The sequence below is a fragment of the Streptomyces sp. NBC_00234 genome, from assembly GCF_036195325.1.
Lineage (GTDB): Bacteria > Actinomycetota > Actinomycetes > Streptomycetales > Streptomycetaceae > Streptomyces.
Genome location: NZ_CP108101.1, coordinates 3670092 through 3686269 on the forward strand (window position 1 = coordinate 3670092; position 16178 = coordinate 3686269).

The following is a 16178-nucleotide window of genomic DNA, read 5'->3' on the forward strand; positions in this document are numbered from 1 at the left end:
CCGCAGGTTGCGCCGCGTGCCTCAGAGCCGCGCGATGTTCCGCTCGTACACGAGGCGCAGTCCGATGAGCGTCAGCCAGGGCTCGTGCTCGTCGATGACGGAGGACTCCCCCAACACCATCGGAGCAAGGCCACCGGTCGCGATGACGGTGACGTCGTCCGGGTCGGCCGCGAGCTCCTTCTTCATCCGCTGGACGACGCCGTCGATCTGGCCAGCGAAGCCGTAGACGATGCCGGACTGCATGGCTTCGACGGTGTTCTTGCCGATGACACTTCGGGGCCTGGCCAGCTCGATCTTGCGGAGCTGGGCGCCCTTGACCCCGAGCGCCTCCACCGAGATCTCGATGCCGGGCGCGATCACGCCGCCGGTGTACTCACCGCGCGCGGAGACCGCGTCGAAGGTGGTGGCCGTGCCGAGGTCCACCACGATCGCCGGGCCGCCGTAGAGCTCGACCGCGGCGACCGCGTTGATGATGCGGTCCGCGCCGACCTCCTTCGGGTTGTCCGTCAGGACCGGCACACCGGTCTTGACGCCCGGCTCCACGAGGATCGCCGGGACGTCGCCGTAGTAGCGGCGGGTGACCTCGCGGAGCTCGTGCAGGACGGCGGGGACGGTGGAGCAGATCGCGATGCCCTCGATGCCGTCGCCGAGCTCCACCCCGAGCAGCGGGTGCATGCCCATGAGGCCCTGGAGCAGCACGGCGAGCTCGTCCGCCGTACGACGGGAATCGGTGGAGATCCGCCAGTGCTCGACGATCTCGTCACCGTCGAACAGGCCGAGGACCGTGTGCGAGTTGCCGACGTCGATGGTGAGCAGCATCAGACGCCGGCCCCGTCGGTGTCGCGGAAGTCCAGACCGATGTCGAGGATCGGCGAGGAGTGGGTGAGCGCTCCGACGGCCAGGTAGTCGACGCCCGCCTCGGCGTAGGCGCGCGCGGAGTCGAGGGAGAGCCGGCCGGAGGACTCCAGCACGGCACGGCCGCCGACGAGCGCGACCGCCTCCTCCGTCAGGGAGGGCGTGAAGTTGTCCAGCAGGATCAGGTCGGCTCCCGCGTCCAGGACCTCGCCGACCTGCTCCAGCGTGTCGACCTCGACCTCGATCGGCACCTCCGGGAAGGCCGCCCTGACCCGCTTGAACGCCTCCGCGACACCGCCCGCCGCGACGACGTGGTTGTCCTTGACGAGCGCCGCGTCCGTCAGCGACATGCGGTGGTTGACGCCGCCGCCGCAGCGCACCGCGTACTTCTCCAGCGCACGCAGGCCGGGGGTCGTCTTGCGGGTGTCGCGGACCTTGGCCTTCGTGCCTTCGAGCACGTCGGCCCAGGCGCGCGTGGCCGTCGCGATGCCCGAAAGCCTGCAGAGCAGGTTGAGGGCGCTGCGCTCGCCGGTGAGCAGGTCACGGGTGCGGGTGGTGACGGTCAGCAGCTTCTGGCCGGGGACGACGCGGTCGCCGTCCTCGACGTGCCGCTCGACCTCGAACTCCTCCGTACAGACGATCGAGAGGACGGCTTCCGCGATGTGGATACCGGCGACGACGCCCGCCTCGCGGGCGGTGAAGTCACCGGTCGCCACGGCGTCCTCGGAGACCGTCGCCACGGTCGTCACGTCCACGCCGCCGTCGAGGTCCTCCTCGATCGCGACATGGGCGACGTCCTCGACCTGGACGGGGTCCAGACCGGCGTCGGCGAGCAGCTGGGCGAGAGCCGGGTCCAGACCGCACTCCAGCCCGTCGGGGTCGTAACCGTCGCCGCAGCCGCAGCCGTCGCCGCAGCCGTCCGCGGCGGGAGCGGGCGCGCCGATCTGGATCAGCGGTACGTCCACGGGCGTGGGGCGCGGATTCTCTTCGGGCGTGCTCACGGTTGCGGCTCCTCGGGGGCGTCGGCGTGGTGGTTCGGGGTGCTTGAGCAGTCTGGTGTCTCGGTGGCGCGTACGGGCGGGAATGCGGCGGACTCCGTACGGCTCACGACGAGCCGCCGGTCCGGGGCGATGCGTACGACGAGGTGGCGGCGCCAGTTCTCGTCGTCCCGGTCGGGCCGGTCCTCGCGCCAGTGACAGCCGCGCGTCTCCTCGCGCGCGCGGGCCGCGGCGACCAGGACCCGGGAGACCAGGAGCAGGTTGGTGGCCTCCCAGGCGTCCACGCCCGGCACGGCCACCTTGGGTTCGGCGGCGTCGGCGTCGTCGGCCGCGGTGCGGTGCAGGGCGTCGAGCTCCTCGGCCGCGGTGGCCAGACTGGCCGCGGAACGGATGACTCCGGCGCCCCGCGTCATGATCCGCTGGATCGCCGCACGGGACTCGGGGACCAGGAGGGGCGAGGTACTGCCGCCGAGGGGTTCGACCGCCTCGGTCCGCTCCGGCCGGTCCCGCACGATGTCGGCGGCGATGCGCTCCGCGAAGACCAGCCCTTCGAGAAGGGAGTTGGAGGCCAGCCGGTTCGCGCCGTGCACGCCCGTACAGGCGACCTCGCCGCAGGCGTACAGACCGGGGACCGTCGTACGGCCGACGAGGTCGGTACGGATGCCTCCCGAGGCGTAGTGCGCGGCGGGCGCGACCGGGATCGGTTCGGTGACCGGGTCGATGCCGTGGGAGCGGCAGGCCGCCAGGATCGTGGGGAAGCGGTGCTCCCACATCTCGGCGCCGAAGTGGCGGGCGTCCAGATACATGTGCTCGGTGCCGTTGCGGTGCATCTGGCGGGTGATGCCCTTGGCGACGATGTCGCGCGGGGCCAGTTCCGCCAGCTCGTGCTGCCCGAGCATGAAGCGGGTGCCGGACGCGTCGACGAGGTGGGCGCCCTCGCCCCGTACCGCTTCCGACACGAGGGGCTGCTGGCCCTCCGAGTCGGCGCCGAGGAACAGGACCGTCGGGTGGAACTGGACGAACTCCAGGTCGGAGACCTCCGCGCCGGCCCGCAGCGCCAGGGCCACACCGTCGCCCGTGGAGACGGACGGGTTGGTGGTGGCGGAGAAGACCTGGCCCATGCCGCCGGTGGCGAGGACGACCGCGGGGGCGCGCACCGCGCCCACGCCGTCGTGCTGTCCCTCGCCCATGACGTGCAGGGTGACGCCCGCCGTACGGCCTTCGGCGTCCGTGAGGAGGTCCAGGACCAGGGCGTTCTCGACCGTGTGGAGGGCCGCCGAACGCACCGCCTCGACCAGCGCCCGGGAGATCTCGGCGCCCGTGGCGTCGCCTCCGGCATGCGCGATGCGGCGGCGGTGGTGGCCGCCCTCGCGGGTCAGGGCGATGTCGCCGCTCTCCGTCTTGTCGAAGAGCGCGCCGGTGTCGATCAGCCTGCGCACCGCGTCGGGGCCCTCGGTGACCAGCGTCCTGACCGCCGTCTCGTCGCACAGGCCCGCGCCCGCGACCAGCGTGTCGGCCAGGTGCTGCTCTGGGGTGTCGCCCTCGCCGAGGGCCGCCGCGATGCCGCCCTGTGCCCAGCGGGTGGAGCCGTCGTCGAGGCGGGCCTTGGTGACGACCACGGTGGCGAGGCCCGCCGCGGCGCAGCGCAGTGCGGTGGTGAGACCGGCCACGCCCGAGCCGACCACGACGACGTCCGCGTCGATGGCCCAGCCGGGGGCGGGGGCGGTCAGCCGTATTCCGGTCACGTGAGGGCTCCGAAGGTCAGCGGGATGTTGTCGATCAGCCGGGTGGCGCCCACCCGGGCCGCCACGGCGAGGATCGCCTCGCCGTGGTCGCGGTCGTCGGGGATCTCGGTGAAGTCCGCCGGGTCGACGAGGGCGAGATAGTCCACGGCCAGCGGTGGCTGTTCCCTGGACGCGTCCTCCAGGACGAGGCGAGCCGCGGCCCGGACCGCCGCGGGGCCGCCGCTCGGCCGGGCCAGGGCCACCGCCTGGGTGTCGGCCGCCGCCCGGGACTCACCGAGGGCGGCCAGTCCCGCGACCCGGCCGACGTTGGCCGTGGTGGCCGTCGCGCGCTCGTGCAGGGCCTGCTGGGCGGCGAGCCGGTCGCGGGCCGCGAACAGGGCCCGGGGCAGAGCGAGCGCGGTGTGGCGCTCCTCCGCGGAGAGGAAACGGTTGCGGCTGGAGAGCGCCAGGCCATCGGGGTCGCGGACGGTGGGGACCCCCGTGATCTCGACGCCGAAGTTGAGATCGCGCACCATGCGGCGGATCAGCGCCAGCTGCTGGGCGTCCTTCTGCCCGTAGAACGCCTCGTCGGGGCGGGTGAGGTGGAGCAGTTTGGCGACGACGGTGAGCATGCCGTCGAAGTGCCCGGGGCGTGCGGCGCCTTCGAGGCGCTCGCCCATGGGGCCTGCGGTGATGCGGACCTGGGGCTCCCCGCCGGGGTAGACCTCGTCGGCCGAGGGCGCGAAGACCACGTCGGCGCCCGCCTCGGCGGCGACCACGAGGTCGGCGTCGAGCGTGCGCGGGTAGCGGTCGAGGTCGGCCGCCTCGCCGAACTGGAGCGGGTTCACGAAGACAGTGACCACGACCTGGCCCTCCGGTCCCGCGGCGGTGCGCGCGGTACGGATCAGGGTGGCGTGGCCGTCGTGGAGTGCGCCCATCGTCATGACGACGACGCGGCGCGCCCCGGCCGGGCGGCTCAGGGCGTGCAACTCGGCCGCGGTGTGCAGGAGGACGGGGGTGGACTCCGAGCGGGTCCCGGAATCCGGGTGCGGGGCGTTCATCGGGCCTCCCCCGGTCCGGTGCCCTCGGTTCCGGCCGTGCCGCCGCCGCCCGCGCCGTCGGCCAGGACGCCGAGCAGGTCCTCCGCGAGCTCCGGCTTGAGCATGCCGTGCGCGAGGGCACGGTCGGCCGTGGCGCGGGCCATCGCGACGTATCCGGCCACCGTCTCCGGGGCGTGCGCGCGCAGCTCGCCGATGTGCGCGGCGACCGTGCCGGCGTCACCGCGGGCGACCGGTCCGGTCAGCGCCGCGTCGCCGGAGCGCAGGGCGTTGTCCAGCGCCGCTCCGAGGAGCGGGCCGAGCATCCGGTCGGGGGCGGAGACACCGGCCTTGGCCAGCAGTTCCATGGCCTCGGCGACCAGGGTGACCAGGTGGTTCGCACCGAGCGCGAGCGCCGCGTGGTAGAGCGGACGGGACTCCTCGGCGATCCATTCGGGCTCGCCGCCCATCTCGATGACCAGTGCCTCGGCCGCGAGCCTCAGCTCCACGGGTGCGGTGACACCGAACGAGCAGCCCGCCAGCCGCTGGACGTCGACGGAACTGCCCGTGAACGTCATCGCCGGGTGCAGGGCGAGCGGCAGTGCCCCGGCCCGCCGGGCGGGGTCGAGCACCTTGGTCCCGTACCGCCCCGAGGTGTGGACGATCAGCTGTCCCGGGCGCACGGCACCGGTCTCGGCGAGTCCCTCGACCAGACCGGGGAGCGCGTCGTCGGGGACGGTCAGCAGCACCAGCTCGGCGCGCGCCAGCACCTCGGCGGGCGGCACCAGGGGTACGTCGGGGAGCAGGGCCGCCGCCCGGCGCACCGATGCGTCGGAGACGCCCGACACCGCCACCGGACGGTGTCCGGCGAGCTGGAGCGAGGCGGCGAGGGCGGGGCCCACCCGGCCCGCGCCGACGACGCCGACCGTGAGGCGGGCGGGGCGGTCCCTCGCGTCGAGGGGGTCCTTCGAAGTTGTCGTATTCACGCGGCGGTGGCCTTCCGTTCCAGTCCGCGGGGGGTACCGGACGATTTCTCTGCATGCTACGCCAGCGTTTCGCGGCACCTCACGACTGTCCACAGCCTGTGGGTAACTCTGCGGCTCCGGCGGAAATCCAGTCGGACGATCCGGGCGGTCCGGGTAATGATCGTCCCATGACGGACACCGATGGGCAGAAGGAGCGGCAGCGCAGGCTGGCCGCGTGGCAACGGTCCGGACGGGTCCTCGCACGGGCGTCCGTGGAGGCCACGATCGGCGAGCGGCTGACCGCACTGGCAGCCGGCGCGGGCGCCGTCCACGACATGGACGACTGGACGGACGTGTACGGCGACGGGGTCGTCGGCGAGGTCGAGCGACGGGTGGCCGAACTGCTCGGCATGGAGGCCGCCGCGTTCTTCCCGACCGGGACGATGGCCCAGCAGGTCGCGCTGCGCTGCTGGGCGGGGCGGACCGGCAACACGACCGTGGCCCTCCACCCGCTCTCCCATCCCGAGGTGCACGAGAGGGGAGCGCTGGGTGCGGTGAGCGGGCTGCGGACCGTGCATCCGACCTCCGAACCGCGACTGCCCACGGCGGACGAGATCCGGGACTTCCCGGAGCCGTTCGGCACGCTGATGCTGGAGCTGCCGTTGCGGGACGCCGGTTTCGTCCTGCCGGAGTGGGAGGCGCTGAAGGACGTGGTGGCTGCCGCGCGGGAGCGGGACGCGGTCGTCCATCTGGACGGCGCGCGCCTGTGGGAATGCGGCCCGCACTTCGGGCGCGAGCTCTCCGAGATCGCCGGCCTGGCGGACAGCGTGTACGTGTCGTTCTACAAGTCCCTGGGTGGGCTCTCCGGGGCGGTGCTCGCCGGCCCCGACGCACTGGTGGAGGAGGCCCGGACGTGGCGCCACCGGTACGGCGGACAGGTCTTCCAGCAGTACCCGGCTGCGCTCTCCGCCCTGCTGGGCCTGGAACGGGAGCTGCCGAGGCTGCCCGCGTACGTGGCGCACGCGCAGGTGGTGGCCGGGGCTCTGGCCGAAGGCTTCGCGCAGTCCGCGGTCCCGTGGTTCCGGGTGCATCCGGAGCCCCCGCACACCCATCAGTTCCAGGTCTGGCTGCCGTACGGACCGGACGTACTGAACGAGGCGTCGGTGCGGCAGTCCGAGGAGACCGGGGTGACGCTGTTCCGCCGGTGGTTCTCCGGTCCTTCGACGCCGCCCGGGGTCTCCTTCACCGAGGTCACGGTGGCCGCGGAGGGACTGGAGTGGACGGCCTCGGACGTCCGCGACGCCGTGGCGGAGTTCGTGAAGCGGCTGGTGTAGGCGGCTATGGGCGGGGCTGCGTACGGGTGGCGGCCGTCCAGGTCCGGAGGCGCCTGCGGAGCTCCCGCAGCACCTCCCGGTCGTGCCGGCCGGGCGGCGGCGGAGGCCTCTCCCCGTGCTGGGCCGCGCGATAGCTGTCGAACATGTACTGCTGAATCGCGTCCATGACTCCAGAGTGAGCCGGTCGCGGCCGGCCCGCGCGCTGATTGACGAGCACCGTCAAACGGCGCGTGGTCCCGTCCCCGCACCCCGCACTATGGAGGGGTGAGCGTGAACATCGACATCGCGGGCCTGCCCGCCGACCGCATCGTCTTCGAGACCTCGCCCCTCGCCGAGCTGGGGCTGGCTCTGCATGCGCTCTCCGAGCCCGGCCACCATCCGGGCGTGCACGGCTGGGCGACCGCGACCGCCGCCTCCCTGGAGCCCGACCTCGCGGACCGGCTGCACGAGGCGGAGTTCCTCTGGCGCAACACCTTCTCGGACGTCTTCATGCCGTTCGCCGGGGTGCGTGGCGGTGACGGCAGGACCGGGGCGACCCTCGCCGAGGACCTGGACATCCTCGACAAGCTCGACGACGAGCGGTTCGTCGCCGCCGCCCTGGAGTTCACCTGCGCCAGCCACTACGCCACCGGCGCACCGTCCCCCCTGACGAGCGACGTGATGCGGACCCGCGCGCTGGACCTGGCCGCCGCCCGCGGACCGCAGCAGGCGGAGTTCGCCCAGCAGCTGCTCAACGACCCGGCGTCCGTACGACGGTGGATCCGGCGCCTCTTCGAGGACTGCGAGCAGGCGTTCTTCGCGGACACCTGGCGACGGGTGCAGGTCCAGCTCGTCGCCGACGCCCGGCACAAGACGGAGCTGCTGCGGCGCAAGGGGCTCGACGAGGCGGTGGGCGCGGTCTCCCCCGCCCTGTCGCTGAACGAGGGCGGGACCCGGATCGTCGTCGACAAGCTCACCGAAGGCCGGACCAACGCCGCCGACCCCGCCGTCGGCGCGGGCCTCACGCTCATACCGACCACGTTCGGCTGGCCGCACCTGATGGTGCTGCACGCCCAGGGCTGGCGGCCGGTGATCCACTACCCGGTGCACCGCCCCGAGCTGCCCTCCCCCGCGTCCGTCGAGCTGCTCCAGCTCCGGATGGAGGCGCTGGCCCATCCGATGCGGATGCGCCTGTGCCGCAACCTCGCCCGTTCCCCGTACTCCACCAGCGAACTCGCCGACTCGCACGGAATCACGGCCCCCGAGGTCTCCCGCCATCTCTCGGTACTGAAGAAGGCCGGTCTCGTCACCACCCGCCGGCGCGGCCGGTACGTCCTGCACCAGCTGGACCTGACCGTGGTGACCCGGCTCGGCAGCGACTTCCTGGAGGGGGTCCTGCGCTGAGGCGGCGCATCCCGCCCCCTCCGTGCGTTCAGCCCGCTCCGCCGCCGGCCCGGACCAGGCCCGTCTCGTAGGCGAGGACGACGACCTGCACCCGGTCGCGCAGGTTCAGCTTCGTCAGGATGCGGCCGACGTGCGTCTTCACGGTCGCCTCGGACAGCACCAGCCGTGCCGCGATCTCGCCGTTCGACAGCCCCTGGGCGACCAGCATCATCACTTCGCGTTCCCGCTCGGTGAGCTTCTCGATGTGCTTGTGCTGGGGGTCCTTGCCGCTGCTGGGCAGCATCGAGGAGAAGCGGTCCAGCAGCCGGCGGGTGGTGGACGGAGCGACGACCGCGTCACCGCTGTGCACGGAGCGGATCGCGGCGAGCAGTTCACCGGGCGGCACGTCCTTGAGCATGAAGCCGCTGGCCCCCGCCTTCAGCCCGGAGAAGGCGTACTCGTCCAGGTCGAACGTGGTCAGGATGAGCACCTTGGGCGGATCGGCCTGCGCGCAGATGCGCCGGGTCGCCTCGACGCCGTCCAGTCTCGGCATGCGTACGTCCATCAGCACCACGTCGACGGCGGTGGCGCGCAGCACCTCGATCGCCTCCGCGCCGTCACCGGCCTCGGCCACGACCTCCATGTCCGGCTGGGCGGCAAGCACCATCCGGAATCCGGTGCGCAGCAGCACCTGATCGTCGACGAGCATCACGCGGATCGCCATGAGGTGTCCTGTTCTCCTGGTCAGAGGGTCTGCGGGCTTTTCAACGCGTCTGGGCCTCTCGTTCGGATCATGCCGGGCTCGACCTGATCCAAACGAAAGACCCTAGTGGCCGGGCTTCAGCGGCAGCAGGGCGCTGATCCGGAATCCGCCGCCGGGCCGCGGCCCGGCGTCCAGCGTGCCGCCGACCATGCCGACCCGCTCCCGCATCCCGATCATGCCGTGCCCCGCTCCGTCGGCGCCGCCGTCCTCGTACAGCTCGTGGGCCGCCCCCCGGCCGTCGTCCTCGACGAGGAGCCCCAGGCCGTCGTCGAAGTAGACCAGCCGCACACTGGCACCGGCATCGGGACCGCCGTGCTTGCGGGTGTTGGTGAGGGCTTCCTGCACGATGCGGTACGCGGTCAGCTCCACCCCGCTGGGCAGGGGGCGCGGGGTGCCCTCGATCTTGAAGTCCACCGCAAGGCCGGTCTGCCGGACCTGCTCGATCAGGTCCTCGATCTGCCCGACGTCCGGCTGCGGTACGTACTCCCCGCTCTCCGGGGCGTCTCCGGTGCGCAGCACCCCGAGCAGCCTGCGCATCTCCGCGAGTGCCTGGCGGCCGGTGCTCGAAATCGTCTCCAACGCCTGCCGCGCCTGGTCCGGCGCCGCATCCATGACGTACGCGGCCCCGTCGGCCTGGACCACCATCACCGAGACGTTGTGGGCGACCACGTCGTGCAGTTCACGGGCGATCCGGGCGCGTTCGGCGGCCACCGCGACCTTCGACTGCGCCTCGCGCTCCCGCTCCAGGCGGGCGGCGCGCTCCTCCAGCTGGTCGAAGTAGGCACGCCGGGTCCGCATCGAGTCGCCGAGCACCCAGGCGAGCACGAAGGGCACCGTCATGACGACCACGACGAAGACGGACTGCGCCCAGCTGCCCTGGGTGCTCTCGTCCGGCCAGCGCAGCCGCGAAAGGCCGGCCGCGCCGAGACTGCAGACCAGGGCCAGCCTGGACGCCCAGCGCTCCCCGACGGTGGCCACGGTGAAGATGATCACGAGCATCGCGAAGTCCGCGACACCGGGCGGGACGTCGAGCACCAACTGCGCGACACCCATCACGACGGTGAGCAGCAGCATCTTCTCGGGGGCCCGGCGGCGCAGCGCGACGACGGTGCAGAGGCCCAGGACGATCGGCACCGCGAGGATGCGCTCCTGCGCGTCACCGGGCTGTTCGGCCACCATCGACACGCCGGAGAGCCCGAGGAGGAAGACAGCCCAGAAACTGTCGACGCCCGTCGGGTGTCTGCGGATGAAGTCGTAGAGGCGCTGCACGTAACCCAGCGTAGGGATAGCAGATCGGTGCCCGGGTCAGCCGAAGGGCCGATCCAGGTCCTGGGACCGTACTCCCCAAGGTGGAGACTTGCCTACGTGACGGATGAGTGGTGTGGGTGGCAGGAAGCGGCTGAGACCGCTTTGTACGGGGACGAGGGCTTTTATCGAAGGCCGGAGGGACCCGTGGGACATTTCCGCACGTCGGTGCATGCCTCCCCGCTCTTCGCCTCCGCCGTCGCCCGGCTGCTGGCCGGGACGGCGCGGGATCTCGGCACGGACGAGGTCTCCTTGGTGGACGTGGGAGCGGGCCGGGGCGAACTGCTGACGGGCGTGCTGGCGGCGGTGCCCGCCGGCCTGAAGGTACGGGCGTACGCGGTGGAGATCGCCGGGCGACCGCCCGGCCTCGATCCCCGGATCGAGTGGTGCGCGGAGATTCCGCAGGGGGTCACCGGGCTGCTGTTCGCCAACGAATGGCTGGACAACGTCCCGACGGAGATCGCGGAGGTCGACGGCGACGGGGTGGCGCGCTACGTCCACGTCCGTCGGACGGACGGCGCGGAACGGCTGGGCGAGGCCGTGACCGGGGCGGACGCGGAGTGGCTGGCGCGCTGGTGGCCGCTGGCGGACCCCGGCGACCGGGCGGAGATCGGCCGGCCGCGGGACGAGGCGTGGGTGCGGGCGGTCGCGTCCCTGGCCGGGGGCCTGGCGGTAGCGGCCGACTACGCGCACGTACGGGGCGCGAGGCCGCCGTACGGAACGCTGACCGCTTTCCGGGCGGGCCGCGAGGTGCGGCCGGTGCCGGACGGCAGCTGCGACCTCACCTCCCATGTGGCGCTGGACGCGTGCGCGGAGGCGGGGAGCGCCCTGGCCGGCGTACCGGCCGAGGTGCGTGATCAGCGTGCGGCGCTCCGGGAGCTGGGTATCAGCGGTGAACGGCCGCCGCTCTCCCTGGCGTCGACCGACCCCACCGCGTACGTCCGGGCGCTCTCCGCGTCGGGCGAGGCGGCGGAGCTCACGGCGCGCGGCGGACTGGGTGATTTCGGCTGGCTGCTGCAAGGTGTGCGGACACCCGGCGGCGCCTCCGGCGGCTGAGGGGCGGGGTCCGGGGCGGAGCCCCTGGTACCCGGGGGATACTGTCCGGCATGACGGAGACGACGGTCGGCATCGGCGGCGCGGCAGAGAGCACCGACATGGTGCTCAACATCGGCCCCCAGCATCCCTCGACACACGGCGTGCTCCGCCTGCGGCTCGTCATCGACGGCGAGCGGATCCAGCACGCCGAACCGGTCATCGGCTACATGCACCGCGGCGCCGAGAAGCTCTTCGAGGCCCGGGACTACCGGCAGATCGTGATGCTCGCCAACCGCCACGACTGGCTGTCGGCGTTCTCCAACGAGCTGGGTGTCGTGATGGCCGTCGAGCGCATGCTCGGCATGGAGGTCCCCGAGCGCGCCGTGTGGACGCGGACGCTGCTCGCCGAGCTGAACCGGGTGCTGAACCACCTGATGTTCCTCGGCTCGTACCCCCTCGAACTGGGCGGGATCACCCCGATGTTCCACGCCTTCCGGGAGCGCGAGGAGCTCCAAGCCGTGATGGAGGAGGTCTCCGGCGGCCGGATGCACTACATGTTCAACCGGGTCGGCGGGCTCAAGGAGGACCTTCCCGCCGGCTGGCTCGGCCGCGCACGGGACGCGATCGCCTCGGTGCGGTCCCGGATGGACGTGTACGACAAGCTGGTGCTCGGCAACGAGATCTTCCGCGGCCGTACCCGCGGGGTGGGTGTCCTCTCCGCCGAAGCCGTGCACGCGTACGGGGTGTCCGGGCCGATCGCACGCGCCTCGGGCGTCGACTTCGACCTGCGGCGCGACGAGCCGTATCTCGCGTACGGGGAGCTCCGGGACACGCTCAAGGTGGTCACCGCGACCGAGGGCGACTGCCTGGCACGGTTCGAGTGCCTGCTGGGGCAGACGCACAACTCGCTGGATCTCGCGGACGCCTGCCTGGACCGGATGGCCGATCTGGCGCCGGGTCCGATCAACCAGCGGCTGCCCAAGGTGCTGAAGGCTCCGGAGGGCCACACCTACGCGTGGACCGAGAATCCGCTCGGCATCAACGGCTACTACCTGGTGTCCAAGGGCGAGAAGACCCCGTACCGGCTGAAGCTCCGCTCCGCCTCGTTCAACAACATCCAGGCCCTCACCGAACTGCTGCCCGGCACCCTGGTCGCCGACATGGTGGCGATCCTGGGATCGCTCTTCTTCGTCGTCGGCGACATCGACAAGTAGCCGCCCGCGCGCCGCTACGAGGAGATGGCGCTGCGCAGCCCGGCGACGTCCAGCTGCTCGGTCTCGTCGTGCGCGGTGAGGTCGATGACCTTGCCCACGGCGCGGTTCTCCGCCGTTCCCGTCCGGTGGGCGGCGAGGGCTTCCTCGCCCACCACGTCGGCCAGGTCCTCGTTCTGCACGGACTCGATCGCGGCGTTCGTCTTCTGCGTACCGAAGAAGTCGAAGCTGCCCTGCGGGACGAGGTGCCGGCGCGAGGCCGCGTACGGGACGACGGCCGAGGCGACCGGAATGGGGCGCGGCGCCTGTACGGGTACGGGCGAGAGCTGCGGGGCGGGCAGGGCGGTCGACGGGCGGCGGTGCTGGTGGTCGCCCGTCCCGGCGCCCGCCGCGTGCTTCCCCTTCGGGCCTTCCGCCTCCGCGTCCCGCGTCCTGGCACGCTCCGCGAGGTCGCGCTCCCTGGCCTGTTCGGCGGTGTGGCGCGCCTCCTGGAGGGCCGCGTTGCGGGTGAGGTCCCGCAGTGCCTGGGCGGCACGGAGGTACGCGCCCGGCGTGGGCGTGGAGCGGGCGGCGGGCAACTCCCGGGGAGCGGTGGCCGCTTCGATCGCCAGCTGCCTGCGGCCTTCCAGCGCACTGGCCCGCTCGGTCTCGGCGTTCGCGTACCGGCGCAGCAGCGCGGCGTGTTCCCCGCGCAGACCGGCGAGCTCCACCCGCTTGCGACGCAGCTTCGTCTCCAGCCGGGTGCGCAGCTCCCTCGATTCCTCGAGATCGGCCTCGAGCTCGGCTATGCGCTCCTCGGTCTTCCACTCGTCGCTGGCGCGGGCACGCGTCAGCTCCGCGACGCGCAGTCCCGCGGCCCGGTCCCAGCTGCGCATCAGATACGCGCCGGTGACGGCGGCTGCCGCCGCGGCGGCCACCAGACCGCGCAGGGCGAGAGGCTCCGCGAGCAGCCAGGCGCCGGCGGCACAGACGACCGACACTCCGGCCACCAGGGAAGGAGGCAGGATTCTGTGCAGGGGTGGCGAATGGCGGTGACGTCCACGTGGCATGGCTCGAAATTTACCGTGCGTACGGGTTACTTGGGAGACCGCCCGGCAATCTGTTCCCCGCCGGTTACCTGACGGCCTCCCGAAGCACCCGAATCATCGCTCTTCCCTACGCGAGCAAGCCTTTCGCCCGGAGATACTCCTTGGCCACATCGGCGGGCTTGGCGCGCTCGGCGTCGACCTTGCGGTTCAGTTCCGCGAGGTCCTGCGTGGTGAGTGCCTTGGTGAGCTTCCCGAGCGCGTCGGCAATGTCCTGCGCTCCGGCGTCCTTGGCATTGAGGACCGGCAGCACGTTGTCGGCGTTCTGCAGCTTCTTGTCGTCGTCCAGGAACACCAGGCCGTAACTGTCCAGCACCGCGTCCGTGGTGGTCGTCAGAACGAGCTGGTCCTTGCCGTCCTTGACGGCCTGCTTCGACTGCGGAGTGCCGACACCCTTGGGGTCGATACCGGTGACGTCAATGCCGTACGTCTTCTTCAGACCCGGTGCGCAGAACGGCCGGACCTCGCACTCGTCACCGGCGGCGATCTTCACCTTGATCTTCGACCTGCCGAGGTCCGAAAGGGTCGTGAGGTTGTTCTTCTCGGCGAATTCCTTCGTCACCGCGAAGGCGTTCTGATCGACGGCCTCGCCCGCGGGGAGCACCTTCAGTCCGAGCGGTCCGGCGAGCTTCTCCAGGGCGGCGACCGTGGCGGCGGCATCTCCGGAGGCGACGGGCTTCTTCTCCGCCTCGCTCGCGCCGTTCACCTTGGCGTTGAGGAATTCGGCGATCGTCGCCGCGTATTCCGGTACGACGTCGATCTCGCCCTTCTCCAGCGAGGGTTCGTACAGCTCACGGTTCTTCACGGTGGTGATCGAGGTGCTGTATCCGGCCTCGCCGAGCACCTGTGCGTACAGCTCGGCGAGCACCTTGGACTCGGTGAACGACGCGGCGCCCACGACGAGCGAGCCCTTCTTGGAGCCCGAGCCCGAGGTGCTGTCCGAACCGCTCTTTCCCTCTTCCAGGCTGTCGCCGCCGCACGCGGCGAGCGACCCGGCGAGCGCGACCATTCCGATGACCGCACCCGCTATGCGCGAGGTCCTGCTCATGATGTTCTCCGTCCACAGCGAAAGGTGACAAACAGCTGCACGGCGTCAGGCACTCCGCCGGCGGCGCAGAGGGGACAGCAGCCGGTCCAGTCCGATCAGCGTCCCCTCGACCACCAGGGCGAGCCCGGCGACCAGCACCGCGCCAGCGAAGACCTGCGCGGTGTCGTACGTGTTGAATCCGGCGGTGATGATCCGGCCCAGGCCGCCCAGCCCGACCATCGCCGCGATGGAGGCGGTGGCCACCACCTGGACGGCGGCGGAGCGCAGGCCGGTCATGATCATCGGGTAGGCGAGCGGCAGCTCGACCCGTGCGAAGAGCTGCCCGCCGGACATCCCCATGCCCCGGGCGGCCTCGACCACGGACCGGTCGACCTCGGTCATCCCGACGTAGGCGTTGGTGAGCAGCGGCGGCACGGCGAACAGCACCAGCGCGATGATCGTGGGCCAGTAGCCGGAGTTGCGCAGGGGCGTGAGCATGAACAGGGCCAGCACCGCGAAGACCGGCACGGCGCGCCCCACGTTGGAGATGTTGACCGCGAGCGCACCCCCCTTGCCGAGGTGTCCCAGGTACAGCGCGAGCGGCAGGGCGAGCGCGCAGGCCAGCGCGAGCGCCACCCCGCTGACGTACAGATGCTCACCGAGCCGGTGCGCGGCCCCGCTCTCCCCCGACCAGTTGGCCCCGGTGGTGAGCCAGGTCCAGGCGTCGCCGATGACTCCCACGGGTCAGCCCGCCTCCACCTTCGCGACGAGTGGCCCGCCCCCGGGGCGGTCCGTCGCGCGTATTCGGGTCCAGGGCGTCAGCAGTCGCTGCACGCCGAGCAGCAGCAGATCGGCGGCGACCGCGAGGAGCACGCAGAGCACCGACGCGGTCAGCACCTGGGCCTTGAAGAGGCTCGGCAGCGCGTCCTCGATGAGATTGCCGAGGCCGCCCTTGCCGACGAGCGAGCCCACGGTCGTGAGCGCCACCGTCGACACCGTGGCTATCCGCAGGCCCGCCATCAGGGCGGGCAGCGCCAGGGGCAGTTCGACTTCCCACAGCAGCCGCGCCGGGCCGTACCCCATGCCCCTCGCGGCGTCCTTGACCTCCTGCGGCACCGCTTCGAGACCGGCCAGGATGTTCCGCACGAGAATGGTGAGCGAGTAGAGCACCAGGCCGGTGACGACCAGCGCCGCGGACAGCCCGAACAGCGGCAGCAGCAGCGAGAACATCGCCAGCGACGGCACGGTGTAGAGCACGGTCGTCAGACCCAGCACCGGCCCCGCGAAGTGCCGTCCGCGCCGGGCCAGGAGCGCCAGCGGAAAGGCCACCGCCAGTCCGATCAGGACCGAGACAGCGGTGATCCAGATGTGCTGGACGGTCGCATCGGTCAACTCCTGGCTGCGGGAACGCAGATACTCGCCGCAGATCCAGTCGTTCGCCACGAGGCAGTTCTCTCCTGCCACCCGTCCCACCCCC

General features: G+C 72.0%; 16 protein-coding genes. 4 read left to right on the top strand and 12 right to left on the bottom strand.

Annotated features, from left to right (window positions below; genetic code table 11):
- Positions 1 to 21: 21 nt before the first annotated feature.
- The 5 genes from OG230_RS15855 to OG230_RS15875 are packed head-to-tail and all read right to left on the bottom strand — an operon-like array spanning position 22 to position 5600.
- Positions 22 to 819 carry a type III pantothenate kinase gene (locus OG230_RS15855; protein WP_328910863.1) on the bottom strand — a complete coding sequence of 266 codons (798 nt, stop codon included), beginning with the start codon at positions 817 to 819 and terminating at the stop codon, positions 22 to 24.
- On the bottom strand, positions 819 to 1856 hold the full coding sequence (nadC, locus tag OG230_RS15860) for a carboxylating nicotinate-nucleotide diphosphorylase (RefSeq protein ID WP_328910864.1): 1038 nt from the start codon (positions 1854 to 1856) through the stop codon (positions 819 to 821). The genes OG230_RS15855 and nadC overlap by 1 nt, the downstream gene beginning before the upstream one ends.
- Positions 1853 to 3598: an L-aspartate oxidase gene (locus OG230_RS15865; protein ID WP_328910865.1), complete on the bottom strand. Its 1746-nt coding sequence runs from the start codon at positions 3596 to 3598 to the stop codon at positions 1853 to 1855. Before OG230_RS15865 ends, nadC begins: the two co-directional genes overlap by 4 nt.
- Positions 3595 to 4638 (bottom strand): pantoate--beta-alanine ligase, encoded by a 1044-nt coding sequence (gene panC / locus OG230_RS15870; protein ID WP_328910866.1) that lies wholly within the window; start codon positions 4636 to 4638, stop codon positions 3595 to 3597. Before panC ends, OG230_RS15865 begins: the two co-directional genes overlap by 4 nt.
- On the bottom strand, positions 4635 to 5600 hold the full coding sequence (locus tag OG230_RS15875; protein ID WP_328910867.1) for a Rossmann-like and DUF2520 domain-containing protein: 966 nt from the start codon (positions 5598 to 5600) through the stop codon (positions 4635 to 4637). The genes panC and OG230_RS15875 overlap by 4 nt, the downstream gene beginning before the upstream one ends.
- Before the next feature lie 167 nt (positions 5601 to 5767).
- On the opposite strand from OG230_RS15875, the gene OG230_RS15880 reads away from it, so the two are divergent.
- The gene (locus tag OG230_RS15880) at positions 5768 to 6913 is read left to right on the top strand and encodes a threonine aldolase family protein (RefSeq protein WP_328910868.1); all 1146 of its coding nucleotides are present in this window, start codon (positions 5768 to 5770) and stop codon (positions 6911 to 6913) included.
- A gap of 4 nt (positions 6914 to 6917) precedes the next feature.
- On the opposite strand, the gene OG230_RS15885 is transcribed toward OG230_RS15880, so the two are convergent.
- Positions 6918 to 7079: a hypothetical protein gene (locus OG230_RS15885; protein WP_328910869.1), complete on the bottom strand. Its 162-nt coding sequence runs from the start codon at positions 7077 to 7079 to the stop codon at positions 6918 to 6920.
- A gap of 104 nt (positions 7080 to 7183) precedes the next feature.
- On the opposite strand from OG230_RS15885, the gene OG230_RS15890 reads away from it, so the two are divergent.
- Positions 7184 to 8296 (top strand): DUF5937 family protein, encoded by a 1113-nt coding sequence (locus OG230_RS15890; RefSeq protein WP_328910870.1) that lies wholly within the window; start codon positions 7184 to 7186, stop codon positions 8294 to 8296.
- Positions 8297 to 8324: 28 nt separating this feature from the next.
- Here the strand turns inward: OG230_RS15890 and OG230_RS15895 are convergent, their stop codons facing one another.
- Positions 8325 to 8999, bottom strand: coding sequence for a response regulator transcription factor (locus OG230_RS15895; RefSeq protein ID WP_328910871.1), 675 nt, complete (start codon positions 8997 to 8999; stop codon positions 8325 to 8327).
- Positions 9000 to 9101: 102 nt separating this feature from the next.
- Positions 9102 to 10307, bottom strand: a complete 1206-nt coding sequence (locus OG230_RS15900; RefSeq protein WP_328910872.1) for a sensor histidine kinase — start codon at positions 10305 to 10307, stop codon at positions 9102 to 9104.
- Positions 10308 to 10403: 96 nt separating this feature from the next.
- On the opposite strand from OG230_RS15900, the gene OG230_RS15905 reads away from it, so the two are divergent.
- Both OG230_RS15905 and OG230_RS15910 read left to right on the top strand, forming a co-directional pair.
- The gene (locus tag OG230_RS15905; protein WP_328910873.1) at positions 10404 to 11399 is read left to right on the top strand and encodes an SAM-dependent methyltransferase; all 996 of its coding nucleotides are present in this window, start codon (positions 10404 to 10406) and stop codon (positions 11397 to 11399) included.
- Between the two features lie 50 nt (positions 11400 to 11449).
- On the top strand, positions 11450 to 12592 hold the full coding sequence (locus OG230_RS15910; RefSeq protein ID WP_328910874.1) for an NADH-quinone oxidoreductase subunit D: 1143 nt from the start codon (positions 11450 to 11452) through the stop codon (positions 12590 to 12592).
- 14 nt (positions 12593 to 12606) lie between these two features.
- Here the strand turns inward: OG230_RS15910 and OG230_RS15915 are convergent, their stop codons facing one another.
- The 4 genes from OG230_RS15915 to OG230_RS15930 all read right to left on the bottom strand — a co-directional run bounded on the left by OG230_RS15915 (position 12607) and on the right by OG230_RS15930 (position 16165).
- Entirely contained in the window at positions 12607 to 13638 is a 1032-nt protein-coding gene (locus OG230_RS15915) for a hypothetical protein (RefSeq protein ID WP_328910875.1), read from the bottom strand.
- Between the two features lie 106 nt (positions 13639 to 13744).
- Positions 13745 to 14722 (bottom strand): ABC transporter substrate-binding protein, encoded by a 978-nt coding sequence (locus tag OG230_RS15920; RefSeq protein ID WP_328910876.1) that lies wholly within the window; start codon positions 14720 to 14722, stop codon positions 13745 to 13747.
- A 45-nt stretch (positions 14723 to 14767) separates the two neighbouring features.
- The gene (locus OG230_RS15925; RefSeq protein WP_328910877.1) at positions 14768 to 15442 is read right to left on the bottom strand and encodes an ABC transporter permease; all 675 of its coding nucleotides are present in this window, start codon (positions 15440 to 15442) and stop codon (positions 14768 to 14770) included.
- A gap of 3 nt (positions 15443 to 15445) precedes the next feature.
- On the bottom strand, positions 15446 to 16165 hold the full coding sequence (locus OG230_RS15930) for an ABC transporter permease (protein WP_328910878.1): 720 nt from the start codon (positions 16163 to 16165) through the stop codon (positions 15446 to 15448).
- Positions 16166 to 16178 lie beyond the last annotated feature (13 nt).